Source organism: Micromonospora sp. L32, assembly GCF_052068055.1.
GTDB classification, from domain to species: Bacteria; Actinomycetota; Actinomycetes; order Mycobacteriales; family Micromonosporaceae; genus Micromonospora; species Micromonospora purpureochromogenes.
The window spans coordinates 124740-149046 of sequence record NZ_JBQHDD010000004.1; the positions used below are offsets into that span (position 1 = coordinate 124740).

The 24307-nt window shown below is 74.2% G+C and carries 22 protein-coding genes and 1 pseudogene; all 23 read right to left on the reverse strand.

The features are described 5' to 3' along the window. Window positions 1-10: 10 nt before the first annotated feature. A complete protein-coding gene (locus ACTMTB_RS12475; RefSeq protein WP_441145191.1) occupies window positions 11-931 on the reverse strand; it encodes a hypothetical protein in 921 nt (306 codons plus the stop codon). A 61-nt stretch (window positions 932-992) separates the two neighbouring features. Continuing rightward, window positions 993-1940 (reverse strand): RluA family pseudouridine synthase, encoded by a 948-nt coding sequence (locus tag ACTMTB_RS12480; protein ID WP_441145193.1) that lies wholly within the window; start codon window positions 1938-1940, stop codon window positions 993-995. After that, window positions 1937-2563 carry a signal peptidase II gene (gene lspA / locus ACTMTB_RS12485; RefSeq protein ID WP_441145195.1) on the reverse strand — a complete coding sequence of 209 codons (627 nt, stop codon included), beginning with the start codon at window positions 2561-2563 and terminating at the stop codon, window positions 1937-1939. Before lspA ends, ACTMTB_RS12480 begins: the two co-directional genes overlap by 4 nt. Before the next feature lie 67 nt (window positions 2564-2630). Next, window positions 2631-3050, reverse strand: a complete 420-nt coding sequence (locus ACTMTB_RS12490) for a TraR/DksA family transcriptional regulator (RefSeq protein ID WP_154943859.1) — start codon at window positions 3048-3050, stop codon at window positions 2631-2633. A 223-nt stretch (window positions 3051-3273) separates the two neighbouring features. Continuing rightward, entirely contained in the window at window positions 3274-4776 is a 1503-nt protein-coding gene (locus ACTMTB_RS12495; RefSeq protein ID WP_441145198.1) for a potassium/proton antiporter, read from the reverse strand. 22 nt (window positions 4777-4798) lie between these two features. After that, entirely contained in the window at window positions 4799-5104 is a 306-nt protein-coding gene (locus ACTMTB_RS12500; RefSeq protein ID WP_210774742.1) for a DUF167 domain-containing protein, read from the reverse strand. A 9-nt stretch (window positions 5105-5113) separates the two neighbouring features. Beyond that, a pseudogene (locus tag ACTMTB_RS12505) lies at window positions 5114-5359 on the reverse strand (hypothetical protein); the annotation flags it as partial. Window positions 5360-5979: 620 nt separating this feature from the next. Beyond that, window positions 5980-6780 carry a DivIVA domain-containing protein gene (locus tag ACTMTB_RS12510; RefSeq protein WP_210774740.1) on the reverse strand — a complete coding sequence of 267 codons (801 nt, stop codon included), beginning with the start codon at window positions 6778-6780 and terminating at the stop codon, window positions 5980-5982. Window positions 6781-6832: 52 nt separating this feature from the next. Then, entirely contained in the window at window positions 6833-7132 is a 300-nt protein-coding gene (locus ACTMTB_RS12515) for a YggT family protein (protein ID WP_088961129.1), read from the reverse strand. A 29-nt stretch (window positions 7133-7161) separates the two neighbouring features. Further along, the gene (locus ACTMTB_RS12520; protein ID WP_210774738.1) at window positions 7162-7854 is read right to left on the reverse strand and encodes a cell division protein SepF; all 693 of its coding nucleotides are present in this window, start codon (window positions 7852-7854) and stop codon (window positions 7162-7164) included. A 193-nt stretch (window positions 7855-8047) separates the two neighbouring features. After that, window positions 8048-8794, reverse strand: a complete 747-nt coding sequence (locus tag ACTMTB_RS12525) for a YggS family pyridoxal phosphate-dependent enzyme (protein ID WP_441145201.1) — start codon at window positions 8792-8794, stop codon at window positions 8048-8050. Window positions 8795-8803: 9 nt separating this feature from the next. Then, a complete protein-coding gene (gene ftsZ, locus ACTMTB_RS12530; RefSeq protein WP_334573038.1) occupies window positions 8804-9919 on the reverse strand; it encodes a cell division protein FtsZ in 1116 nt (371 codons plus the stop codon). Window positions 9920-10163: 244 nt separating this feature from the next. After that, window positions 10164-10982: a cell division protein FtsQ/DivIB gene (locus ACTMTB_RS12535; RefSeq protein ID WP_441145203.1), complete on the reverse strand. Its 819-nt coding sequence runs from the start codon at window positions 10980-10982 to the stop codon at window positions 10164-10166. Further along, the gene (gene murC, locus ACTMTB_RS12540; protein WP_441145205.1) at window positions 10979-12472 is read right to left on the reverse strand and encodes a UDP-N-acetylmuramate--L-alanine ligase; all 1494 of its coding nucleotides are present in this window, start codon (window positions 12470-12472) and stop codon (window positions 10979-10981) included. Before murC ends, ACTMTB_RS12535 begins: the two co-directional genes overlap by 4 nt. Before the next feature lie 85 nt (window positions 12473-12557). Then, window positions 12558-13664: an undecaprenyldiphospho-muramoylpentapeptide beta-N-acetylglucosaminyltransferase gene (gene murG / locus ACTMTB_RS12545; RefSeq protein ID WP_441145207.1), complete on the reverse strand. Its 1107-nt coding sequence runs from the start codon at window positions 13662-13664 to the stop codon at window positions 12558-12560. After that, window positions 13664-15070, reverse strand: a complete 1407-nt coding sequence (locus ACTMTB_RS12550; protein ID WP_441145901.1) for an FtsW/RodA/SpoVE family cell cycle protein — start codon at window positions 15068-15070, stop codon at window positions 13664-13666. The genes murG and ACTMTB_RS12550 overlap by 1 nt, the downstream gene beginning before the upstream one ends. A gap of 293 nt (window positions 15071-15363) precedes the next feature. Then, the gene (mraY, locus tag ACTMTB_RS12555; protein WP_154943876.1) at window positions 15364-16497 is read right to left on the reverse strand and encodes a phospho-N-acetylmuramoyl-pentapeptide-transferase; all 1134 of its coding nucleotides are present in this window, start codon (window positions 16495-16497) and stop codon (window positions 15364-15366) included. Next, on the reverse strand, window positions 16494-17894 hold the full coding sequence (locus ACTMTB_RS12560) for a UDP-N-acetylmuramoyl-tripeptide--D-alanyl-D-alanine ligase (RefSeq protein WP_441145209.1): 1401 nt from the start codon (window positions 17892-17894) through the stop codon (window positions 16494-16496). The genes mraY and ACTMTB_RS12560 overlap by 4 nt, the downstream gene beginning before the upstream one ends. After that, complete coding sequence (locus tag ACTMTB_RS12565) at window positions 17891-19453, reverse strand: UDP-N-acetylmuramoyl-L-alanyl-D-glutamate--2,6-diaminopimelate ligase (RefSeq protein ID WP_441145211.1); 1563 nt, start codon at window positions 19451-19453, stop codon at window positions 17891-17893. The genes ACTMTB_RS12560 and ACTMTB_RS12565 overlap by 4 nt, the downstream gene beginning before the upstream one ends. A gap of 52 nt (window positions 19454-19505) precedes the next feature. Continuing rightward, window positions 19506-21722 carry a peptidoglycan D,D-transpeptidase FtsI family protein gene (locus ACTMTB_RS12570; RefSeq protein WP_441145213.1) on the reverse strand — a complete coding sequence of 739 codons (2217 nt, stop codon included), beginning with the start codon at window positions 21720-21722 and terminating at the stop codon, window positions 19506-19508. Window positions 21723-21724: 2 nt separating this feature from the next. Next, window positions 21725-22315, reverse strand: a complete 591-nt coding sequence (locus ACTMTB_RS12575) for a hypothetical protein (protein WP_441145215.1) — start codon at window positions 22313-22315, stop codon at window positions 21725-21727. Then, a complete protein-coding gene (gene rsmH, locus ACTMTB_RS12580) occupies window positions 22312-23424 on the reverse strand; it encodes a 16S rRNA (cytosine(1402)-N(4))-methyltransferase RsmH (RefSeq protein WP_441145217.1) in 1113 nt (370 codons plus the stop codon). The genes ACTMTB_RS12575 and rsmH overlap by 4 nt, the downstream gene beginning before the upstream one ends. A gap of 212 nt (window positions 23425-23636) precedes the next feature. Then, window positions 23637-24068, reverse strand: a complete 432-nt coding sequence (gene mraZ, locus ACTMTB_RS12585) for a division/cell wall cluster transcriptional repressor MraZ (protein WP_357913325.1) — start codon at window positions 24066-24068, stop codon at window positions 23637-23639. Window positions 24069-24307 lie beyond the last annotated feature (239 nt).

Sequence of the window (24307 nt, forward strand, 5' to 3'; positions counted from 1 at the left end):
TGGGCAATCCTCACCCGCCCGGCGCCGGTGCACCCCCACCGCCGGTGTCCGGCGAGGTCGGAGGCGGTGTGAGCGCCCGCGAGCCAGCCGATCCGCCGGGTGAGGGATCGATCACGTCCCGTGCCTGTTCCGACGAAACGCCCACCGACGGGAAGTCCAGCGCGGTGTCGGCCGGCGGCCGCACCACGTCCCGCTGTTCGGGCAGCGGCGGGAGGACCACCGCCCGGTCCAGCCGGCGCAGCTCCGGGGCCGGGTCCACCGCGCGCACCCCGGGCCGGCCGGCCAGCGTCCGCAGCACGGCCGGGTCGGCGCGCACCACCGCCGCGTAGACGCACGCGCACCCCGCCCGGTACGCCCGCGCCTCCCGCGCGGCGACCTCCGCGCCGGTGGCGTACACCCGGCGCAGCTCGCCCTCGGCGGTGCCGGCGGCGCGGGCGCGCTGGTCGGCGGCCTCCCGGTCCTTGCGCTCGGCCACCGCCGCCATCCCGGCGACCACGTCCTGCGGCAGCAGCTGCGCCGCCAGGCGGACCACCTCGGTCTGCCGGTCGGGCAGCGGCACCCGCGTCACCACCTCGGAGACCGGCGCGTCGGCGAGCACGCCGGGCACCTGCGCCGGCGCGAGGTAGCCGGTGAACGAGACCAGCGCGTACGTCCCGGACGGCGATCCGGACGGCGGCAACGCGGCCAGTTCGGCCGCGGCGGCGCGCACGTACTCGGGGATCCGGTCGCCGGGCCGTACCCCGACCCGGGTGACCTCGCCGACGGTGCGGTCGCCGACCGGCTCCTCCCGGCCCCCCGCCCAGCCGGCGGTGAGCAGCACCGCCCCCACCGCGGCGAGCGCGGCCGAGGTGAGCCAGCGCGGCCGGGCACGGCCGGGCCGGCCCACCGGCGGTGTCGGCCGGTCGGCCGGTGGCGGTACGGCGGCGCTCACCGGCGCGGGCCCCCTGTCGGCTCGGATCGGGTGCGGTTCGGTCGGCTCGGACCGGGTGCGGTCAGTCGCGCAGGATCGCCAGCGCCTGGGCCAGGTCGTCCGGGTACTCGCTGACGAAGGTCACCTCGTCGCCGGTACGCGGGTGCAGGAAGCTCAGCGACCGGGCGTGCAGCCACTGCCGGCCCAACCCGAGCCGGGCCGAGAGGGTCGGGTCGGCGCCGTAGGTGATGTCGCCCACGCAGGGGTGCCGCAGCGTCGAGAAGTGCACCCGGATCTGGTGCGTGCGACCGGTCTCCAGGCGCACGTCGAGCAGACTCGCCGCCGGGAACGCCTCGATGGTGTCGTAGTGGGTGATGCTCGGCTTGCCGCCGGAGACCACCGCCCAGCGGTAGTCGTGGTGCGGGTGCCGGTCGATCGGGGCGTCGATGGTGCCGCGCAGCGGATCGGGGTGCCCCTGCACCACGGCGTGGTAGCGCTTCTCCACCTCGCGGTACTTGAACGCCCGCTTCAACGCGGTGTACGCCTGCTCGCTCTTGGCCACCACCATGATTCCGGTGGTGCCGACGTCGAGCCGGTGCACCACGCCCTGCCGCTCGGCGGCGCCGCTGGTCGAGATCCGGTGCCCGACGGCGGCGAGGCCGCCGATCACGGTCGGCCCGGTCCAGCCGGGGCTGGGGTGGGCGGCCACGCCGACCGGCTTGTCCACCACCACGATGTCGTCGTCGGCGTGGACCACGGTCAGGCCCGGCACCGCCTGCGGCACCACCGTCGGCGGCGCGACCGGGGCGGGCAGCGTCACCTCCAGCCAGGAGCCGGCCTTCACCTTGTGCGAGTTGGGCCGCGCGGCCCCGTCGACCAGCGCGTCACCGGCGTCGACCAGGGCCGCCGCGGCGGTGCGGGAGAGCCCGAAGAGGCGGGACACCGCCTGGTCCAGGCGCATGCCGTCGAGCCCGTCCGGGACGGGCAGGGAACGCTGGTCACCGCCACCGGCGGCGAAGGCCGAGGTCACGCCCGCTCCCGGGGCTGAGCGCCGGTGGCGTCCCGGTCGTTGGCCGCCGCGTCGTCGGCGGCGCCCTGCGTACCGGCCCGGCTGCCGTCCCGCTGCCGGCCGGTCAGTTCGAGCAGCACGGCGAGGAGCACCCCGGAGACCAGCGCGCTGTCGGCCAGGTTGAACACCGGCCAGACCTGTCCGTACGGGTCGAAGAGGCTGACCATGTCCACCACGTGCCCGACGAAGTGGCCGGGGGCGCGGAAGATCCGGTCGGTGAGGTTGCCCAGCGCGCCGCCCAGCACCAGGCCGAGGGAGACCGCCCAGGGCAGGGACCGCAGCCGTACCGCCATCCAGACGATCCAGCCGACCACGCCGATGGTGATCAGCGGGAAGATCCAGGTGTGGTCGGCGCCGATGCTCCAGGCCGCCCCGCTGTTGCGGGTCAGGGTCAGGTAGACCGCGCCGCCGAGCAGGCGTACCGGCCCCCGGTCGTCGAGCGTCACCAGCGCGAGGTGCTTGGTGAACAGGTCGGCCAGCAGGGCCGCGAGGGCGATGCTGGCCAGGACCACGACCGCCTTGCGGCGAGGCGTACCGTCGCCCGGCTCAGCGGTGCCGGATCCGGCGGTCGGTGCTGTGGTCATCGACTCCCCATCGACTGTCCGACGGTGAGCGGTTCACCGTCTCGCGTGTGTCACCGGGGAGCGGACGTCAGCGCCGCTCCTCCAGCTGCTTGCAGGTCACGCAGAGGGTCGCCGACGGGAAGGCGGCGAGCCGCTCGACCGGGATCGGGTTCCCGCACCGCTCGCACCACCCGTAGCCACCCTCGTCGAGGCGCTCCAGGGCCCGCTCGACCTGCGTGATCCGTTCCCGGATGCTGTTGGCGAGAGAGATCTCCTGCTCGCGCTCGAACGTCTTGGTGCCGGTGTCGGCCTGGTCGTCCCCGGCCGAGTCGGTCAGCCGGTCGCGCTGCAGCTCGGTGATCTCGCTCAGCGTCTGATCGTACTCGGCTCGCAGCTCGTCCCGTCGGGCCGCCAGGGCCGCCCGGATCTTCTCGGTCTCCGCCGCGCTGCGGGTGGCCTTCACCGCAGGCTTGCGGCCGGCGGTCCTGGTGTCGGCTGGCTTCGCCATCGTCAGCTCCCTCAGCCGCGTAGCGCGGCGGTCGGCGGTGTCCGGACAGGGGTCACCGGCCTGGCGCCCCCACGTAACAAAACGGGCGCACGGCAACGAGGGCCGCGCACTCCGGAGGTTGGCAAGAATACGGAACGTACAGGCGTCCGACAACGTGGCGCACCGTCGTGCCGCTATTCAGCCCCTGGTAAGCCCTAATTGGGGCAAAGGGAACGCTAGCAGATCAGCCATCCCGATCCTCGCCGTACTCGCCAAACCACCTGGCCAGTCGACCCCGCCGACTGACCGCCCGCAGCCGCCGCTCGACCTCGTCCCGCACCCCGGCGGTCGCCACGATCAACAGGCTGTCGCCTGTCTTGAGCCGGGTGTCCGGGCCGGGCACGAAACCCGCCCCGTCGCGCAGCACCAGGGTCACCGAGGCGCCCACCGGCAACCGCAGCTCGTCCACGTGCACGCCGGCCAGCCGGGAACCCGGCGGCACCTCCAACTGGAGCAGGTCCGCCCGCATCCGCTCCAGCGGCGCCGTCTCCACGTGGATCTCGGCCAGCTCGGCGGGCGCGGTCACCCGCAACCGGCGGGCCGCCGGCGCCAGCGTGCCCGCCTGCAACACCGTGAAGATCACCACCAGGACGAAGACCGCGTCGAAGAGCCGGTCCGCCCCGGGCACCCGCTCGGAGAGCGGGATGGTGGCCAGCACGATCGGCACCGCCCCGCGCAGCCCCGCCCAGGACAGGAACGCCTGCTCGCGCAGGTTGACCCGGAACGGCAGCGCGGCCACCAGCACCGACAGCGGCCGGGCCAGCAGCAGCAGGGCCAGGCCGGCGACCACCGCCGGCAGCACCGCCGCGTTCAGCCGGCTGGGCGTGGCCAGCAGCCCGAGCAGCACGAACAGCCCGATCTGGGCCAGCCAGGCCAGCCCGTCGGCGAAGCCCAGGATGGCCTGCCGGTGCGGCAGCCGGGCGTTGCCGAGCAGCACCCCGGCCACGTACACGGCGAGGAAGCCGGAGGCGTGCAGCACCGCCCCGGCGGCGTACGCCAGCACGGTGAAGCCGACCGCGGCGATCGGGTAGAGCCCGGACGACGGCAGCGCCGCGCGGCGCAGCGCGAAGCGGCCGGTCAGCCCGGCGGCGAGCCCGACCGCCGCTCCGACGCCCAGCTCGTAGCCGACCAGGAACACCTCGTACCACCACGGGTGACCACCCTCGGCGCCGCGGGAGAGCAGCACCACCAGGATCACCACCGGGGCGTCGTTCATCCCGGACTCGGCCTCCAGGGTGGCCACCAGCCGGGGCGGCAGGCGCAGCCGGCGCAGCGTGGCGAAGACCGCCGCCGCGTCGGTGGAGGAGAGCACCGCGCCGTAGAGCAGGGCGAGCCGCCAGTCCAGGCCGAGCAGCAGGTGCACCACCAGGCCGACGACCAGGATGCTGACCAGCACCCCGACGGTGGAGAGGGCGGCGGCCAGCCCGAGCACCGGGCGCAGGGTGCTCCACCGGGCGGTCAACCCGCCCTCCGCGATGATCACGATCAGCGCGCAGAAGCCCAGCACCCGGGTCAGCTCGGCGTCGTCGAAGCGGATGCCGAGGCCGGCCTCCCCGATCGCCACCCCGAGCGCCAGGTAGACCAGCAGACTCGGTACGCCGAGGCGGGTGGAGAAGCGGACCGCGCCGACCGCCACCAGCAGGACGGCGGCGCCGAGCAGCAGCGCGAGGTCCAGCCCCGGCGTCACCGGCCACCGACCCGCAGCGCCCTCACCCGTCCGATCCGTCGCGCAGCCGGCGGAGCACGTCGGTCAGCCCGGGGGCCGGACGCTCGACGGTGAACAGCTTGTCGCGGCTGGCCGCGCCGGTGCGCAGCGACACCGCCGCCGGTCGTACGCCGAGTGCCCCGGCCAGCGCCTTGCGGGCCGCCTCGGTGGCCCGCCCGTCCACCGCCGGCGCGTTCACCGCGATCACCAGCGCGGGGCCGTGCGGGCCGTCGAAGCGGCCGCCGACGCGGGCGCGGGAGGCGCCGGGCTTGACGCGTACCGCCACGGTGAGCGGCTCCCCGGTGGGCATCGACGCGACTCAGCCGGGTCGGGTGTCGGCGAGCAGGGCGGTGTCCGGCGCGCAGTCCGCGCACGGGGTGAAGCCGAGCGAGACCGCCTCGGAGACCGGCAGCGGCTCGTCGTCCCGGCCGAGCAGGCGGGGGCAGGAGCGCAGGTGGTAGCGGGGGCGGCCGTCGACGACCCGCACCTCGGTGTCGAGCCGGGCCACCCACGCGGCGTCGGCGGGGGACACGTCCTGGGCCTCCGGTTCGTCGTCGACCTCGGCCGGTTCCGCCGCCCAGCCGCCGGCCGCCCCGTCGCGCCAGGGGCCCGGGGCCGGACTCACCGAGTCCCACGGGCCGGCGTCGTCGACGTCGCGGGACCGCCCGGCGGTCGGCGCGGCCTCCCACGCCGGGTCCGCGTCCGGTGCGCGGCGCGCGGCCACGCCGTCGGAGTCCCACGGGCTCTCGGCCTGCGGCTCCCACGGGTCGGCGTCGCCGGTCACCGGCGGCTCGGGCGGTTGCCGCCACCCGTCGCCACCGGTGCCGCTCGTCGGGGGAACGTGCTGGACGGGGATCTCCGGCTCCACCGGGGCGTAGGGCTCCGGCGGGGTCGTGGCGCGGGACGTACCCGCGAAACCCCGGCCCGCGCGCGGCCCGGGCCGGCCCGTCGTCGCCTTGGCGGCGGCCACCTGGCGGGCGCCCGCGATCAACGCGACGGCGGCCAACAGGCTGGCCGCGATGGAACTGATCAACAGAGTGCTGGAGCCGTCAGCGAGACCGAACACCAGCAGTACGACCGCGACGAGGATGAGCAGCAGACTTGCGACTATCACGGCTCACCCCCGCCGCGTCGTGTCGGTGTGGCGCGGTCGGCGACCGTCGGGCGACGGCCGCCGACCGTGGATCAGCGACCGGCTTCGAGAGCGCCGGAGCGACCGCCGCCGTACGAGCCGGCGAGGCTCGGGGCGGCCAGCCCGTTGCCGGTGGCGGCGCGGCTGCCCTCGGCGCGGGTCATCTCGGCCTCCAGGCCCTGGCCCCGGCCGTCGAGGTCCCGCAGCTGGCTCTCCAGGTACGCCTTGAGCCGGGTGCGGTACTCGCGCTCGAACTGCTTGAGCTCCTCGATGTGCTTCTGCAGCGCGGTGCGCTTGGCGTCCAGGCCGCCCATGGCCTCCTGGTGCCGCTGGCGGGCGTCCCGCTCGAGGGCGTCGGCCTTGGCGCGCGCCTCGCGGGTGACCTCCTCGGCCTTGGACCGGGCCTCGGAGAGAAGCTGGTCGGCCTCGCGGCGGGCGTCCGACACGTGGTCGTCAGCGGTGCGCTGGGCCATCATCAACACCCGCAGCGCCTGCTGCTCGCCGTCGCCGCCGCCGGCCGGGCCACCGGCGGACCGGACCTGCTCCAGCTCGGCCTGCATGGCCCGGGCGGCCTGCTCGGCCGCGGCCTTGTCGCGCTGCACCCGGTCGAGCTGGGCCTTGACGTCGTTGAGCTCGGCCGCGAGACGGGCGTCGCCGCCGGGGCCGGCGGGAGCGCCACCACGGCCGCCGCGCTCCACCTGGGCGCGCAGCTCGTTGTTCTCCTCGATCAGACGGGCAAGCTCACGCTCGACCTCGTCCAGGAAGGCGTCGACCTCCTCCTCGTCATACCCCCGCTTGCCGATCGGCGGCTTTTTGAAGGCGACGTTGTGGACGTCGGCCGGGGTCAGCGGCATCGAAACTCCTCGGGTCAGTTGCGGCCGCGTAGCGGGCTGGGCCACCGGACGTTCATCCGATGATCAACCGCTTCAACACGAACTCCATCAGCACGAACAGGATAACCAGGAGCACAAGGGAGGCCAGGTCGATGCTCACGGTACCAATTCGCAGTGGAGGGATCACACGCCTCAACGCCTTGAGAGGCGGATCAGTGACGCTCCACACGGATTCCAGTCCCGCCGATGCCCCGCGCCCCGGTTGCCACCGGCGACCGTACTGCAGGACGGCGCTGAGGACGAATCGGGCCAACAGCACAATTAGGAAGAGGTACAGGAGCAGGTACAGCGCTTGGAGCACGATCGACAACACGGCAGGCGACGTCCCTCGGTCGGGCGGACTTAGCTCAGGCTGAAAAAGCCGCCCTCAGCGATCTTGGCCTTGTCCTCCGCGGTGACCTGGACGTTGGCCGGTGAGAGCAGGAACACCCGGTTGGTCACGCGCTCGATCGTACCGCGCAGCCCGAACGCCAGCCCGGCGGCGAAGTCAACCAACCGACGGGCGTCGGCCTCGTCCATCTCGGTGAGGTTGATGATCACCGGAACCCCGTCGCGGAAGTGCTCGCCGATGGTCCGCGCCTCCCGGTAGGTGGTCGGGTGCAGCGTGGTGATCTGGTAACGCTGCTCCTCCTCGGCCACCACCGCGCGCTCGCGCGCCTGGGTCTGCGGCGCCAGGGCCAGGTTGTCCCGGGTGTGGTAGGTCAGCGCACCCGAGGTCTCCCCCGCGCCGGACCGGGTGATCGAGCGGACGCTGGACCGCTCGACCCGCTCCGGACGCTCGTCGTCGGCCCGGTCGGCCTCCACAGCCCGGCTCGCGCCGCGCTCGCTCAGCCGGCCCCGCTCGCCGAGCCGCGGGCGCGGCGCCGGCGGCTCCTCCGACTCGTCCTCGTCGTCGTCGGCGAACTCCTCGGAGTACCGGCTCGACCGGTACCGCGAGTCGCGGTAGCCCGGCTTGTCGTAGCCGTCGTCGTAGGCCCGCTCGTCATCCTCCTCGACGAGACCGAGCCAGACCCCCGCCTTGCGCAGTGCACCCATCCCGCGCCCTTCCGTCCGCCGTGCGGCACGCACCCCCGTGCCGTGTCGCCTGATCACGAATGGACAATCCATGCCCACCGGATCGGAGCGGCAATCCCCCGACAGGCGATTCGCGGCCGCCCGCCGTGGCCCCCGACAACGGGACGCCGTTCCTGAAACAACACAGATGTAATTTGCTTCTACCGCGGTCAGGCTACCGCAGCGTGGGACGCATTCCGAGCAACGCGCTGCCGACGCGGACATGTGTCGCGCCATATTCGATGGCCGGTTCGAGGTCGCCGCTCATTCCGGCGGAGAGCGCGGTCGCCTCCGGGTGCCGGTCGCGGAAGCGCGCCGCCACCTCGGCGAGCCGGGCGAACGCCCGCTCCGGCTCCCAGCCCAGCGGCGCCACCGCCATCAGCCCGGCCAGCCGCAGGCCGCCGGCACCGGCCAGCGCCTCGGCCACCGGGCCCAGGCCGCGGTCCGGGTCGGCCGAGTCCGGCAGCGCGCCGCCACGCGCCGGGTCGCCGTCGATGCTCACCTGCACCAGGGCGTCCAGCGGCCGGTCCCGGCCGGCGGACGCGGCCGCGTCCAGGGCCCGGGCCAGCCGGACGCTGTCCACCGAGTGCACGACGTCGGCGTAGCGGACCACCGAGCGGGCCTTGTTGCGTTGCAGCTGGCCGATGAAGTGCCAGCGGACGGCCACCCCGGCGGCGGCCACCTCGGCCGCCTTCGGGGCGGCCTCCTGGTCGCGGTTCTCCCCCACGTCGGCCACCCCGAGCCCGGCCAGCGCGACCACGTCGCCGGCCGGGTACGTCTTGGTGACCGCGATCATGGTGACCTCGGCGCGGTCCCGTCCCGCGGCGGCGCAGGCGTCGGCGATCCGGGCGCGGACCCGGGCCAGCCCGGCCGCGAGTTCGGCACGCCGGTCGGGCCGTACCGTGGCTGGTTCGTCGGTCATCGGCGGAGCTCAGGAACCGTTCTTGAGGAAGTCGGGCACGTCCACGTCGTCGAAGAGCACCCGGCGCGGCGACTGCTGCTGGGCCGGCAGGGTGGTCGGCGGCGCGACCGGCGGGTTCTGCGGCGCCGGCTGGTTCTGGTTGGTCTTGCGCGGCGCCTCGGCCGCCTTGTACGAGGGCGCGCCGCCGTCGAAGCCGGCCGCGATGACGGTGACCCGGACCTCGTCGCCCAGCGCGTCGTCGATGACCGCGCCGAAGATGATGTTGGCGTCCGGGTGCGCCGCGTCGGTGACCAGCTGGGCGGCGTCGTTGATCTCGAACAGGCCGAGGTCGGAGCCGCCGGCGATGGAGAGCAGCACGCCCCGCGCGCCGTCCATGCTCTGCTCCAGCAGCGGGCTGGAGATGGCCGCCTCGGCCGCCTCCACCGCGCGGTTCTCGCCGCGGGCGCTGCCGATGCCCATCAACGCGCTGCCGGCGCCGCTCATCACGCTCTTGACGTCGGCGAAGTCCAGGTTGATCAGACCCGGCGTGGTGATCAGGTCGGTGATGCCCTGGACACCGGAGAGCAGCACCTGGTCGGCGGTGCGGAAGGCGTCCATCATGGAGATGTTGCGGTCGCCGAGCGCCAGCAGCCGGTCGTTCGGGATGACGATCAGCGTGTCGCACTGGTTGCGCAGCTCGTCTATGCCGGACTCGGCCTGCACCTGGCGACGCTTGCCCTCGAAGGAGAACGGCCGGGTCACCACGCCGATGGTGAGCGCGCCGAGCTTGCGGGCGATGTTCGCCACCACCGGCGCGCCGCCGGTGCCGGTGCCGCCGCCCTCGCCGCAGGTCACGAAGACCATGTCGGCGCCCTTGAGGACCTCCTCGATCTCGTCGCGGTGGTCCTCGGCGGCGTTCTTGCCGACGTCCGGGTTGGCGCCGGCGCCGAGGCCCCGGGTCAACTCCCGGCCGACGTCGAGCTTGACGTCGGCGTCACTCATCAGCAGCGCCTGCGCATCGGTGTTGATCGCGATGAACTCGACGCCCTTGAGCCCAACCTCGATCATCCGGTTGACGGCGTTGACGCCGCCGCCCCCGATGCCGACGACCTTGATGACCGCCAGGTAGTTGTGCGGAGGTGTCATCTCCGGTCCTTTCCCTTCGAGATTGGCATCGCCCCGACCGGGTACGGCGTGACCAGACCGACGGTCGACGACAGCTGTCACCACAGAGGATCAGGAGTAAACCCTCACCCTCTACTAGAGGCTTACAGTTATGTCAACCACTGATCCTCTTCGGGGCAACGTAAGCGCCCCCACGCCGAGAGCCAAGGACCTGCCCGGCGTGTCGCCGCCATTGGCGGGACGGCTCACGTCCGGCGTCGGCGAATCACTTGAAGGTCACCACGTCGGGCGCGCTGACGTCGATCGTGTCGGCCTTGCGACCCAACAGCGCGGTGGCCACCCGCGCCTTGTCCGCCCCCCGGGTCGCGTCCCCCCAGACGACCGTCCGATCGCCACGGAGGGTGAGGCTGATCCGGGCCAGCCCCTGCACGGTGAGCTCGGTCAGCTCCGCGCGCAGCGGCGGGGTGAGCACCGCCAGCACCTCCAGCGCGGCCCGGGTGCCCGGGTCGTCCGGGCCGGGGGTGGCCAGCCGGACCACCGGCAGGCCGTCGGGGGCGCGCGGCACCGTCCGGAACACCACCCCGTCGGCGTCGAGCACGACGAACTGCCCGTCCCGGGGCACCGCCGCGACCCCGGTCCGCTCCACCACCGTCACCACCAGCGTGCCCGGCCAGTCCCGTGTCACCGTGGCCCGCTCGACCGGGGCCAGCGCGCCGATCCGGCGGCCGGTCGCGGCCAGGTCCACCCGGGCCAGTGGGACCCCGTCCGGGACCCCCGCGGCCTCCCGCACCTCGACCGGGGTGACCAGCTCCGCGCCGACCACCCGCACCTCGCGGACCCCGAACAGCCCGGTGCCGAGCACCGTCCAGGCGACCAGCGTGGCCACGGCGAGCACCGCGGCGGCCACCGCCCAGGGCAGGGCCGCGCGCATCCGCCGCTGCCGCGCCCGGGCCATGAACCGCCGGGTGGACGGCGGGACCGCGTCGCTGCCGGCCCGGACGAGCTGCCAGCGCCGGACCGGGTTACGCCGGGGGCCGCCGCCGTCCGTGCCGGCGGTACGGCCCCGCGCCGGACCCGGGCTCATCCGGCGGCGGAGGCCGCGCCGTCCGGGTCGACGGCCACGCCGAGGGCCGTCGGGTCGGCGGCGCCGCCGGAGGCCCGCGCGGTGAGGGCGTCGATCAGCTGGTCGCCCATCAGGGAGATCGGCGGGGCGCCCATGGTCACCACCACGTCGCCGGGGCGGGCCCGCCGGGCCACCTCCACCGGAGCGTCCTCCCACGAGTCGACGAACACCTTGTGCGCGGCGTCCAGCGGCACCGCCTCGACCAGGGCCGCGGAGCCCTCCCCCGGCTGGCGCAGCTCACCCGGCCCGAAGACCTCCAGCAGCACCAGCTCGTCGGCGATGCCCAGGGCCCCGGCGATCTCCGCCTGGAGGTCCCGGGTGCGGTAGAGCCGGTAGGGCTGGAAGACCACGATCAGCCGGCCGTCCCCGGCCACCTCGCGCAGCGTCTGCAACGCCAGCGTCATCGAGGTCGGGTGGTACGCGTACTCGTCGTAGACCAGCACGCCGTCCGCGACGCCCTTGCGCTCGAAGCGCCGGCGTACGCCGGGGAAGGCGCCCAGCGCCGCCTCGGCCGCCTCGACGGGCAGCCCGAGCAGGTACGCGGTGAGCACCGCGGAGGCGCTGTTGAGCCCCATGTGCCGCCCCGGCACCGGCAGCCGGATCTCGCCCAGCGAGCGGCCGTCGACCTCGGCCAGGAAGCGCACCCCCTGCGCGGTGGAGGCCATGTCGTCCAGCCGCAGGTCGGCGTCGGGAGACAGGCCGTAGGTGTGCACCCGGCGGCCCTCCGCGCGCAGCGTCTCGGCCAGCCGGCGGCCGCCCGGGTCGTCGGCGCAGGTGATGATGAAGCCGTCCGGGTCGGTGAGCCGGGCGAACTCGGCGAAGGTCGCCTCCAGGTTGGCCAGGTCGCCGTAGGTGTTGAGGTGGTCCGCCTCGATGTTGGTGATGATCGAGACGTACGGGCGGTAGATCAGGAACGAGCGGTCGCTCTCGTCCGCCTCGACCACGAAGTACTCGCCGGTGCCGTGGTGCGCGCCGGAGCCGACCTCGGAGATCTCCCCGCCGATGACGAAGGACGGGTCCGTCCCGGCCTGCTGGAGCACCATGGTGACCATCGAGGTGGTGGTGGTCTTGCCGTGGGTGCCGGCGACCGCCACCGTCCGGCGGCCGGTCATCGCCGCGGCGAGGGCCTCCGAGCGGTGCAGCACCCGCAGGCCGCGCCGGCGGGCCTCGACCATCTCCAGGTGGTCCTGCGGAATGGCCGAGGAGTAGACCACGGTGTCCACGCCGTCGAGGTTGCTCGCCTCGTGGCTCATGTGGATCGTCCCGCCGAGCGCCCGCAGCCCGGCCAGCGACGGCCACTCGCGCAGCTCGCTGCCGGAGACCGGCAGGCCACGGGTGAGGAAGAGCCGGGCCAGGCCGCTCATGCCGACCCCGCCCACCCCGATCAGGTGGATCCGGCCCAGGTCCTCGGCGGTGAGCGTGCCGGCCGGGGTGAACTGCGCGGTGTTCATGCCAGGTACCTTCCCGTCGCGGTGGCCGGCGTCATCGCGCCACCGTCGTTCGCGACTGCGGGGCTCGCAAGCTCACTTTTCGCGCTCACCGAGCCACCGCCTCGTAGACGAAGTTCAGCAGCGCGACGTCGCCGTCGCGTCGCCCGTACCCGGCCGCGGCCGCGCCCATCGCGGCGAGCCGGCGGGGGTCGCGGACCAGCGGGATGACCGTCCGCTCCAGCCAGTCCGGGGTCAGCTCGGCGTCGTCGACGAGCAGCCCGCCGCCGGCCTCCACCACGGGCAGCGCGTTGCGCTTCTGCTCCTGGTTGCTGTGCGGGTACGGCACGTAGATGGTGGGCAGGCCGATGGCGGCCACCTCGGCGCAGGTCATCGCCCCGCCCCGGCCCAGCATCAGGTCGGCGGCGGCGTAGCCCAGCTCCATCTCGGACAGGTAGGGCAGGGCCACGTACGGCACCGGCAGGTCGGTGGGGACCGGCACCGGCTCGTTGCGGGCACCCATCACGTGCAGCACCTGTACGCCGTTGCGGGCCAGTTCCTTGGCCGCGCCCGAGACCGCCAGGTTGATCGAGCGGGCGCCCTGCGAACCGCCGGCGACGAAGAGCACCGGCAGGTCGGGGCGGAGTCCAAAGTGGGCGCGAGCCGCGTTGCGCATGGCGACCCGGTCCAGCCCGGCGATGCCCCGACGCAGCGGCACGCCGACCACCCGGGCGTCGCGCAGCGACTCGGCCTGCGCGGGCTGGTGCGGGAAGCCGACCGCGACGTTCTTGGTGAACTTCATGCCGAGCCGGTTGGCCACGCCCGGTGGCACGTTCACCTCGTGGATGACGATCGGCAGCTCGCGGCGCCAGGCGGCGAGGTAGCCGGGGACGGAGACGTACCCGCCGAAGCCGACCACCGCGTCGGCCTGCACCTCGTCGATCACCTTGCCCGCGGCGCGGGCCGCCTTCCACATCCGGTCCGGGGTGCGCACCAGGCTCATGTTGACCGAGCGCGGCAGCTGGTACGCCGGGATCTGCCGCAGGTCGTAGCCGGCCGGCGGGATCAGCTCGTTCTCCAGGCCCTTCGGCGTGCCCAGACAGGTGATCCGGACGCCCGGGTCGTGTCGGCGCAGGCAGTCGGCGAAGGCGAGCAGCGGGTAGATGTGGCCACCCGTACCGCCTCCACAGAGCACCACCGAACGCAGCGGACCCATCAGCGTCTCCTCTCGCTCGCCGTACCGCCCCGGGTCCGGCCCTGCCGGCCACCGCGCGGTGCGGCCTGGTCGTCCTCCCGCCGCGCTCGCGACCGGGGCACGGACCCTCGGGCAGCCGGTGGCGTCGCCGGGCGGCGGCGCCGGCCGGGAAGCGGCGGCAACGGGGCCCAGAGTAGTCGGACCCACCGGGCGGGCGGACGGGCATGCAGGGCTCGCGCGGCGTCGGGCTCGGCGCGGGCGAACGAGGCGAGGATGCCGACCGCCGCCAGCGTCACGACCAGGGCGCTGCCGCCGTCGGAGATGAACGGCAGCGGCACGCCGGTCAGCGGCAGCAGGCCGATCACGCCGCCGATGTTGATCACGGCCTGGCCGACCAGCCACGCGGTGATCGCGGCGGCGGCGAGCCGGCGGAACGGGTCCTCGACCCGCCGCGCGACGCGCAGCCCGGTGTAGGCGAGCACGGCGAAGAGCACCAGGATGACGGTGCAGCCGACCACCCCGAGCTCCTCGGCGATCACCGCGAAGATGAAGTCGTTGTGCGCCGCCGGCAGCCAGCCGAACTTCGCGCTGCTCTTGCCCAGCCCGACGCCGAACCAGCCGCCGTGCTCGATGGCGTTGCGGGCCTGGACGAGCTGCCAGCAGCCGGTCTCCAGGCAGGTGGCCGGGTCGGGCGGGCTGATGAACGAGGTCAACCGGGCCAGCCGGTAGTTCTCCTCGCCGACCGCGCCGGAACCGGCGCCGAGCGAGGCCACCGCCACCAGCACGCCGATGCCGAGCAGGCCCACCGCGGAGAGCGCGGCGAACACCCGCATCCGCACCCCGGCCGCCCAGAGCAGCCCGACCACGATCGCCAGCAGGCAGAGCATGGTGCCCAGGTCGTTGTAGCCGACCAGCACGAAGAGCAGCCCGACCACCGGGAAGAGCGGGGTGGCCAGCTCCTTCCACCAGCCGAGCGCGGCGCCCTTGCGGGCGATCACGTGCGCCCCCCAGAGCACCAACGCGAGCTTGGCCAGCTCGGAGGGCTGCACCTGGATCGGGCCAAGGTAGAGCCAGAGCAGGTTGGCCCGCAGCGGCCCGAGCGCCTTGATCTTGAACAGCGAGTCCAGGGCCAGCAGCAGGTTGAGCACCAGCAGCAGCACCACCGCCGCACCCAGCACCGGCCGGCCGAGCGAGCGGAAGGTGCTGGCCGGCAGCCGCTGGCAGGCCCAGAACGCGACGATGCCGATCACCGCGAAGACGGCCTGCTTGGTCACCGACGCCGAGGCGTCGCCGGCCTCGGCGTAGTCCCTCACGCTGGTCGCCGAGAAGACCATGGCCAGGCCGATCAGCAGCAGCAGGCCGGCGCTGGAGAGCAGCAGGTAGTAGGAGGCCAGCGGGCGGGCCAGCAGGCCGCGCAGCGCCGCCAGGCCGCCGGCCGCGTCCAGGCCGGTGATCGACGCCGGCGGGTCGGCGGTACGCCCCGCGACCCGCCGTGCCTGGGTCTCCGCCGCCGTCGTCGTCGTGCCGGTGCCGCCTCGGTCCTCCCCCACGAGCCCATCATCGCCGCTTCGCCGGGCCCGTTCCCGCCGTTCGGCCCGGTCGGCGTGTCGGAATGCGGAACGGGGGCCCCTCGGCTATGAGGGACCCCCGTACGCGACGCTCGCGGCGCGCCCCGGCCGACACCGGCCCGGCCGGGCCCGGCCGGGCCGGTGTCGGCGACTCAGCCCATGCTGGCCAGGAAGTCGCTGTAGAACAGGCCGAGGGCGATGGCGACGCCGATCCCGGCGATAATCCAGAACCGCACCACGATGTTGACCTCGCTCCAGCCGGCGAGTTCGAAGTGGTGCTGCAACGGCGACATCCGGAACACCCGCTTGCCGGTGGTCCGGAAGGAGATGATCTGGATCACCACCGACATGGTGATGATCACGAACAGCCCGCCGATGATCGGCAGCAGCAGGATCGTCCGGGTGGACATCGCCATGCCGGCGATCAGACCGCCCAGGCCGAGCGCGCCGGTGTCGCCCATGAAGATCCGGGCGGGCGAGGTGTTCCACCACAGGAAGCCGACGCAGGCGCCGGCCGCCGCCCCGGCGATCAGCGCGATCTCCAGCGGATCCCGCACCGCGTAGCAGTAGTTGTTCGGGTTGGCGGTGTAGGTCGGGTCGGCGCACCAGTGCCGGTACTGCCAGAACGCGATCAAGGCGTACGCGGCCAGGACCATCACCGAGGCGCCGGTGGCGAGGCCGTCGAGGCCGTCGGTGAGGTTCACCCCGTTGGTGGCGGCCATCACCACGAAGATGATGACGATCACCGAGGCGATCTTGCCGATCTCCAGCGCCGGGATGTCCCGGATGAAGCTGAGCGTGGTGGCCCCGACGGTCTCGGTGTTGGTCGCCGCGCCGCTGGCGTCGGTCATCGTGCTCGGGAAGTAGAGCGCCACCACCCCGAAGATCGCGCCGACCAGGATCTGCCCGAAGAGCTTGCCGCGCTTGTTGAGACCGCCGCTGTGCCGCTTGCGGACCTTGAGGAAGTCGTCGATGAAGCCGACCGCCCCGGAGAAGACCATCAGCCCCAGCAGCACCAGCGCCGTGATGGTCGGCTCGACCTGGGCGATCTGCGCGTCCGGCAGCGTGGTCAGGGCCAGGTGACCGGCGACGTACGCGATCACCGTGGCCAGGATGAAGACCACGCCGCCCATCGTCGGCGTGCCCTTCTTGCCCTGGTGCATCGCCGGGCCCTCGGCCCGGATCGGCTGGCCGGCCTTGAGCCGGGTGAACACCTTGATCGCGATCGGGGTGCCGAGCAGCGAGATCAGGAACGCCACGCCGACGGCGATGATCACCGCCCTCATGCGGCGTCCCCGTTCCCGGTGGCGCCGGCGCGCAGGGCGTCGGCCACCTCCCAGGTGCGGTACCGGGAGCCCTTCACCAGGACGACGTCGCCCGGTCGTAGCTCGCTGCGCAGCACCTCGACGGCCGCCGCCTGATCGGTGAGCAGCACCGACTCTCCTCCCCAGTCACTTACCGCTGTCGCGCCCTCGTGGATCGGCGCCGCCGGCTCACCCACCACGAGCAGCCGGTCCACGCCCAACTCCGCCGCGAGCCGGCCCACCTCCCGGTGCCCGTCGCGTTCGAAGTCGCCCAACTCGGCCATGTAGCCGAGCGCGGCAAAGATACGCCCTTCGCGGCGCATGCCGGCAAGGGCGCGCAGCGCCACCGCCATCGAGGCCGGGTTGGCGTTGTACGAGTCGTCGATCACGGTCACCCCGTCGGGCCGGTCGAAGACGTCCATCCGGCGGGTGGAGACCAGCCCCAGCTCACCCAGGGCGCCGGCCACCTCGGCCAGCGGCATCCCGAGCTCGCGGGCCACCGCCGCCGCGGCCAGCGAGTTGGAGACCTGGTGCCGGCCGGTCAGCCCGAGCCGCACCGGGGCGCTTCCCTCCGGGGTGACCAGGGTGTACGACGGCCGGCCCCGGTCGTCCAGCGACACGTCGACCGCCCGGACGTCGGCGTGCGCGGCCTCGCCGTACCGGACCACCCGGGCGCCGGTGCGCGCGGCCATCGCGTCGACCAGCGGGTCGTCGGCGTTGAGCACGGCCAGCCCGTCGGCCGGCAGCGCCTCGACCAGTTCCCCCTTGGCCAGGGCGATGTTCTCCACCGAGCCGAACTCGCCGATGTGCGCGACCCCGACGTTGAGCACCACGGAGATCCGCGGCGGCACCACGTCGCACAGGTAGCGCACGTGCCCGATCCCCCGGGCGCCCTTCTCCATCACCAGGAAGCGGGTCTCCGGCGTGGCCTGCAACGCCGTGTACGGGTGCCCCAGCTCGTTGTTGAACGAGCCGGGCGGGGCCACGGTCGGGCCGAGCCGGACGGTGAGCTGGGCGATCAGGTCCTTGGTGGTGGTCTTGCCCGACGAGCCGGTCAGCCCGATCACGGTCAGCTGCGGCAGCCGCCCGACCACCGCGCGGGCCAACCGGCCCATCGCGGTCAGGGCGTCTCCCACCAGCACCATCGGCACCCCGGGCACCTCTCGGGTGCCGAGCACCGCCACCGCGCCGGCGTCCACCGCGCCGGCCGCGTAGTCGTGTCCGTCGACCTTCTCGCCGGGGAAGGCGACGAAGAGCGCCCCGGCGGTGACCTTGCGCGAGTCGAACTCGACCGGGCCGGTGACCCGGGCCGCCGGGTCGGCGCCGACGAGGCGGCCGTCGACGGCCGAGGCGACCTCGGCCAGGCTCAGCGGGATCACCGTCGACCCGCCAGGTCCCCGAAGCGGGCGCCGAGCGCCTCCGCCAGCTCCACCCGGTCGTCGAACGGGTGCACCTCGCCGGCGACCTCCTGGCCACGCTCGTGGCCCTTGCCGAGCACCGCCACCACGTCGCCGGGCTCGGCGAGCCGGACCGCCTCGGCGATGGCGGCCCGCCGGCCCGGGGCCTCGATGATCCGGGCGGGGGCACCGGCCGCGTACGCCCCGGCGAGCACCTCGGCCCGGATCGCGGCGGGGTCCTCGGTGCGCGGGTTGTCGTCGGTCACCAGCACCACGTCGGCGCCCCGCGCCGCGGCGGCGCCCATCACCGGCCGCTTGCCCCGGTCCCGGTCACCACCCGCGCCGATGACGCAGATCAGCCGACCCGCGCTCAGCTCGCGCAGCGCGGCCAGGGCGGCCACGATGGCGTCCGACTTGTGTGCGTAGTCGACCACGCCGCGCACCGGACCGGCGGCGCTGACCAGCTCCAGCCGCCCCGGGACGCCGCCGCAGGCGGCCACCCCCTCGGCGGCGACCGCCGGGTCGACCCCGGCGGCGACCAGGCTGGCGATGGCCAGCAGCGCGTTGGCCACGTTGTGCCGGCCGGGCAGGGCCACCCCGGCGGGCAGCGCCAGGCCGTCCGGGCCGTGGACGGTGAAGCGCTGGGCGTACCCCTCGCCACCGACCTCGTCGGCCCACCAGGTGGCCGCGCGGTCGCCGGCCGCCGAGTAGCTGACCGTGGTGGGCTTGAACAGCGGGCGCAGCGCCGGGTCGTCGAGGTTGAGGACCTCGGCGGCGCAGCGGCCGTCGAAGAGCCGCGCCTTGGCCGCGAAGTAGTCGGCCGAGTCGGCGTGGAAGTCGAGGTGGTCGGAGCCGAAGTTGGTGTAGCCGCCGACGGTGAACCGGACCCCGCCGACCCGCCCCATCGCCAGGGCGTGGCTGGAGACCTCCATGACCACCGCGGTCACCCCGCGCTCGCGCGCGGCGGCGAGCATGGCGTGCAGGTCGGTCGCCTCCGGGGTGGTCCGCACGCTGTCGATCACCAGATCGCCGAGCCGGGTCTCCACGGTGCCGATCAGGCCGGTGGTGTGCCCGGCGGCGCGCAGGCCGGACTCCACCAGGTAGGCGGTCGAGGTCTTGCCGGCCGTGCCGGTGACCCCGATCACGGTCAGCCCCTCGGTCGGGTCGCCGTAGACGGCGGAGGCGAGGTCGCCGAGCACCGCCCGGGGGTCGGACACCACCAGGGCGGGCAGGCCGGCCTCGGTCACCGCGGCGGCGCCGGCCGGGTCGGTCAGCGCGGCCACCGCGCCGGCGGCCGCGGCGGCCGCGGCGAACTCCGCGCCGTGCCGGCGGGCGCCGGGCAGCGCGGCGTACAGGTCGCCGGGAAGGACCTCCTGGCTGGCGTGCGTCGCCCCGGTCACCGCCACGTCGGCGGCGGCCTCCGGTGGCGCGACGGCGAGCCGGGCGGCGAGGTCGCCGAGCCGGACTCCGGGCACGGTACGGGGACGTGGATTGCCGGGCACGGCGTCAGACCCTACCCGGTCGTCCGGTTCCGACCGCACAGCCGCCCCGGTGGTTCGTCCCCACTCACCGATGATGTCCCGCCGTGGCTGTTCACTGCGGAAAGACCTCGAACTTGGGGGCCTTGCCGCCCGACGGGGGAACCCGGTAATGCCGCAGGGTGAAGCCCATCATCTCGCGGAAGGCGGGCGCGGCCACCGTGCCGCCCTCGCCGCCGGGGCTCCACACGAAGACCGCCACCACGTACCGGGGCTTCTCCGCCGGGGCCATCCCGATGAACGAGCCGACCTCGCCGGGCTGCTTCTCGCCGTCGACCAGCCGCCAGCCGGTGCCGGTCTTGCCGGCGACCCGGTAGCCGGGCACCGCCGCGGCCACGCCGGTCGCCCCGTCGACGGTGGTGACCGCCTCCAGGATGGTGCGCAGCGCGGTGGCGTTGGCCGGGCTGAGCACCGGTCGGGTGACCGGCGGCCCGGCGGGCGTCCGCTTCCCGTCCGCCCCGCTGATCACCTCCTTGATCAGGTGCGGCTGGACGTACGTGCCGTTGTTGGCGATGGTGGCGTACGCGGCGGCCATCTGCAGGGGCGTGGCGTCCACGCTGTGCCCGATCGGCACCGACCCGTGCGACGAGTCGCTCCACTCGTCGGCGGGCAGCAGCCGCCCGGAGGCCTCCCCCGGCATCCCCTCGCCGGTGGGCTGCCCCAGCCCGAACCGCTTCTGGTAGTCGATCAGCCGGTCCCGGCCCAGCTCGTCGGCGATCTGAATGGTGCCGACGTTGGACGAGAAGGCCATCATCCCCGGCAGAGTCATCCGCCGGCCGTTCGCCGGGTGGGTGTCGGGGAAGGTCGTGTCGCCCTTGGTGATGGTGTTGGGGACGGGCAGCGTGGTGTCGGGAGTGATCACGCCCTCCTGCAACGCCGCGCCGAAGGTGATCGCCTTGTGCACCGAGCCCGGTTCTACCACGAAGCTGGTCGCCGCGTCCTCCCGGTCGGTCGGCCGGCTCGGCTCCGGGTTGGCCGCGTTGTAGCTGGGGTGGCTGGCCTGGGCCAGCACCTCGCCGGTCGCCACGTCCAGCACCACGGCGGCGCCGACGCTGCCCCGGGTCTGCGCCATCTGCCGGCCGAGCACCTGCTGCACCTGGTACTGCAGGTCCCGGTCGATGGTGAGCACCAGTGAGCTGCCCGGCTTGGCCGGAGTGGTCTGGCTGTAGCCGCCGGGGATGGGCGCGTCCAGGTCGCCCTGGCCCGCCTCGTAGACGCGCCGGCCGTCCTTGCCCTGGAGCACGTCGTCGTAGCGCGCCTCCAGCCCCTCCAGGCCGTTCATGTCCTGGCTGACGAAGCCGACCAGGTTGGCGGCCAGGTCGCCGCCGGGCACCTCGCGCCGCTCGTCGCGGTGGGTGCCGATGCCGGCGAGGTCGAGCGCCTCGATCTGCTTGGCCTTCGGGATGTCGACGCCCCGGGCCAGGTACTGGAACTGCGACTCGCCGCCGCCGGGCAGGCCGCGCCGCTTCATCTTCTCGGCCAGCTCGGAGGCGGGCACGCCGAGCAGCGGGGAGAGCAGCCGGGCGGTGGTCGCCCGGTCCTTGACCTGGGTCGGGTCGGCGAAGACGTACCGGGCCTCGACGCTGCGGGCCAGCGGCGCGCCGGTGCGGTCGACGATGGCGCCGCGCGGGGCGGGCAGGTCGACCCGGGTGAGCCGGGAGTCGATGCCCCCACCCGCGTACGCCGGGGTGTCCACCGCCTGGAGGAAGACCAGCCGGATGCCGATGGTGACGAAGAGCGCCAGCACGAGCATGGTGCCCAGCCGCAGCCGGCGGCGCGGCTCGGCCAGCTTGGGCGGCCGGCGCGGCTTGCGGGCGGGGCGGCGGGCCGCCGGACGCTCCGGCCGGCGCGGCGTACGCCCGCCGGCCCGGCGGCGCGGCGGCGCCAGCTCCTCGTCGTCGTCGTCGGTCCAGGCCGGCCGGGCCGGGACGGTGCGGATGACGCCGGCCCGGGCGACCGGGGCGGCCTCCCGCCGCCCGGCGCGGGCCCCCGCCCGGCCGCCGTCGAGCACCTGCAACGCCGGGCGGAACGGGTCGCCGGAGCGGCTCGCCCGGGGAGTACGCCGCTGGCCGGACCGCTCGTCACGGCCGCCGGCCCGCTCCTCGCCGCTCTCCCGGATGGTCCGGCCCCGAGGGGTGTACGCCCGGGCGTCGGAGATCCCGCCGATCCCCGGCTCGCCGGTCCGCGGGTCCCCGCCCCGGCCGGCCCGGGACGGGCCGCGCCGGGAGCCCGTGGTGGGGTCCCGGCGCGGTTCGTCCGATCTCGGCGGCACTGCTATCCCCCGTTGCCCTGCTGGCTGGTGATCGCCGGCTGCCCGTCGGCGGGCTGCGGCACGCCGATCACCCGGCCGTCCGGCAGCCGGATGTACGCCGGCTCGCCGGCCTCGACCAGGCCGAGCTTGCGCGCCTCGGCGGTCAGGTTGCCCGGCGCCTTGGCCGCCTCGATCTGCTTGTTCAGCTGCTGCTCGTCCACGTCGAGGCGGGCCTGCTGCTGCTGGAGCTGCTGGAGCTTGAAGGCGTTCTCGTTGATCTTCGTGTTGACGGCCAGGATGCCCAGCACCCCGCCGACGACCAGCACCACGATCAGCGCCGCGAACGGCGCCCGCGGCACCCGCACCGGCGGCGGCGGAGCGACCCGCAGCCGGGGCCGGGCGGCGGTGGTTTCGGCGACCTTCTCGGCCGGCCGCAGCGCGGCGTTGCCCTGGACCGGGAACTCGCGCGCCCCCCGGGCGCGAGTCTCCCCCTGCCGGCCGGCGAGGTCCGCCGGCTTGTCGCCGCGCGTGGTGCGCTGCGCCGCGGTCCGGCCCCCCGACCGCGGTGCGCGCTGCCCGACGGCCTCCCGGCCGTCGCGCTTGTTGACGTTCATGTCCCCTCCCCCTCTTCGTCCGTCCCTCTGCCGTCCCCCGGCGTCGACCTGCGGTCCACTGTGGAACCCGACGTCGACCCCGTCCCCGGTTGGTGCATCGCCTTGACCCGGCGGCGGTACCGTTCGCGGTCGGTCCGCCCCTGCTGCTCGGTGGCCGGGTCGAGTCGTTCCGCGGCCCGCAGGCGCACCGAGGCGGCGCGCGGGTTCACGGCGACCTCCGCCTCCCCGGGAAGCTCGGCGCCCCGGCTGAGCAGCCGGAACGTCGGGCCCGATCCGGGAAGTTCCACCGGAAGGTCGACCGGGCCCTTACTGCGGACCCGGTCGGCGAGCGCCTGCTTGGTGAGCCGGTCCTCCAGCGAGTGGTAGGACAGGACCACCATGCGGCCGCCCACGTTGAGCTTGTCCAGAGCGGCCGGCAGCGCCGCCTCCAGCGCTGCCAGCTCCCTGTTTACCTCGATCCGTAAAGCCTGAAACGTTCTCTTGGCCGGGTGTCCACCCGTTCGCCGGGCTGGTGCCGGAATGCTCTCCCTGACCAGCTCGGCGAGCCGGGCCGAGGAGGTGATCCGGCCACGCTCGCGCTCCCGGATGATCGCCGAGGCGATCCGCCCGGCGAACTTCTCCTCGCCGTAGACCCGCAGCACCCGGGCCAGGTCCGGGTGCGAGTAGGTGTTGACCACCTCCTCGGCGGTCACCCCCCGGGTCTGGTCCATCCGCATGTCCAGCGGCGCGTCCTGGGCGTACGCGAACCCGCGGTCGGGCGCGTCCAGCTGCAACGAGGAGACCCCCAGGTCGAACAGGATCCCGTCGATGCCCGGATAGCCGAGCTGCTCCAGCACCTCGGGCAGCTCGTCGTAGACGGCGTGCACCAGGTGGATCCGGTCGGCGAAGCGAGCCAGCCGGACCCGCGCGTGGGCGAGGGCCTCGGTGTCCCGGTCCAGGCCGATCAGCACCGTCCGCGGGTGCCGTTCCAGCACCGCCTCGGCGTGCCCGGCCAGCCCCAGCGTCGCGTCGACGTGCACCGTCCGGTCACCCCGGTCCAGCGCGGGGGCCAGCAACTCGAGACACCTCTCGAGCAGCACCGGCACGTGCGTGCCGCGTAGCTCCCCCATGTCGACCCCCACTGGTTGAAAGTTCCGTTCGGTCCTGCGACCCTGCTCGTCGGACGACGCCGTGCCGTCGTACCGCCAGATCCCCATCCGCTCCCGCTTCGCCTCCCGAGGCCGCGGCCCCGGAGACTGATCGTGCGCCTGGCACCGGGGAAGGGGTGCCAGGAACTCGAAAGCGGCTGGAGATCTCGCAGTACGTCGGGCGTCGTCACGCCCTACAGGCCGCCGGGCAGCACCCCCTCCTCGATGTCGGCGAAGTCGTCTTCACTCTCGGCGAGGTAGGCCTCCCAGGCCGCCTTGTCCCAGATCTCCACCCGGGTGCTCGCCCCGATCACCACCAGGTCCCGGTCGAGCGCGGCGTACGACCGGAGGTGGGCCGGGATGGTGACCCGTCCCTGCTTGTCGGGGACCTCGTCGTGCGCGCTGGCGAAGAAGACCCGGCTGTAGGCCCGGGCCGCCTTGTGCGTCATGGGCTGCGCGCGCAACTGGTCGGCGATCCGCTGGAACTCGGGCGTGGGGAAGACGTAGAGGCAGCGCTCCTGCCCTTTAGTGATCACGACACCCCCCGCCAGCTCGTCCCGGAACTTCGCCGGAAGGATCAACCGGCCTTTGTCGTCCAGGCGCGGAGTGTGGGTGCCGAGGAACATCGGCCCTACCCCCTCGCCCTTTAGCGGCGTTCGCGGCGCCGCTGACCCCCCGGGCCGGTGGGCCCTCCCGGCCTCACCATCGCGCCCCACTCTACTCCACTTCCCTCCACCTGCAACCAGAAACGCCCGCGTGGCGCGCCGCTCCGCCGGGCAAAAGCGCACGTCAGGAGGGGTGGAGCGGAGTGGAGGGCCGGAGCGCCCCCCGCGCCGCGTCCGCTACCCGACATGGGTCGACTCCG

Coding starts and splice junctions, on each gene's coding strand:
- ACTMTB_RS12510 (WP_210774740.1), bottom strand. CDS start 6,780: ATGCCGCTGACCCCGGCCGACGTCCACAACGTCGCCTTCAAAAAGCCG.
- ACTMTB_RS12500 (WP_210774742.1), bottom strand. CDS start 5,104: ATGCCCACCGGGGAGCCGCTCACCGTGGCGGTACGCGTCAAGCCCGGC.
- lspA (WP_441145195.1), bottom strand. CDS start 2,563: ATGACCACAGCACCGACCGCCGGATCCGGCACCGCTGAGCCGGGCGAC.
- murC (WP_441145205.1), bottom strand. CDS start 12,472: ATGAACACCGCGCAGTTCACCCCGGCCGGCACGCTCACCGCCGAGGAC.
- ACTMTB_RS12525 (WP_441145201.1), bottom strand. CDS start 8,794: ATGACCGACGAACCAGCCACGGTACGGCCCGACCGGCGTGCCGAACTC.
- ftsZ (WP_334573038.1), bottom strand. CDS start 9,919: ATGACACCTCCGCACAACTACCTGGCGGTCATCAAGGTCGTCGGCATC.
- mraZ (WP_357913325.1), bottom strand. CDS start 24,068: ATGTTCCTCGGCACCCACACTCCGCGCCTGGACGACAAAGGCCGGTTG.
- ACTMTB_RS12490 (WP_154943859.1), bottom strand. CDS start 3,050: ATGGCGAAGCCAGCCGACACCAGGACCGCCGGCCGCAAGCCTGCGGTG.
- ACTMTB_RS12520 (WP_210774738.1), bottom strand. CDS start 7,854: ATGGGTGCACTGCGCAAGGCGGGGGTCTGGCTCGGTCTCGTCGAGGAG.
- ACTMTB_RS12575 (WP_441145215.1), bottom strand. CDS start 22,315: ATGAACGTCAACAAGCGCGACGGCCGGGAGGCCGTCGGGCAGCGCGCA.
- murG (WP_441145207.1), bottom strand. CDS start 13,664: ATGGGTCCGCTGCGTTCGGTGGTGCTCTGTGGAGGCGGTACGGGTGGC.
- ACTMTB_RS12535 (WP_441145203.1), bottom strand. CDS start 10,982: ATGAGCCCGGGTCCGGCGCGGGGCCGTACCGCCGGCACGGACGGCGGC.
- rsmH (WP_441145217.1), bottom strand. CDS start 23,424: ATGGGGGAGCTACGCGGCACGCACGTGCCGGTGCTGCTCGAGAGGTGT.
- mraY (WP_154943876.1), bottom strand. CDS start 16,497: ATGAGGGCGGTGATCATCGCCGTCGGCGTGGCGTTCCTGATCTCGCTG.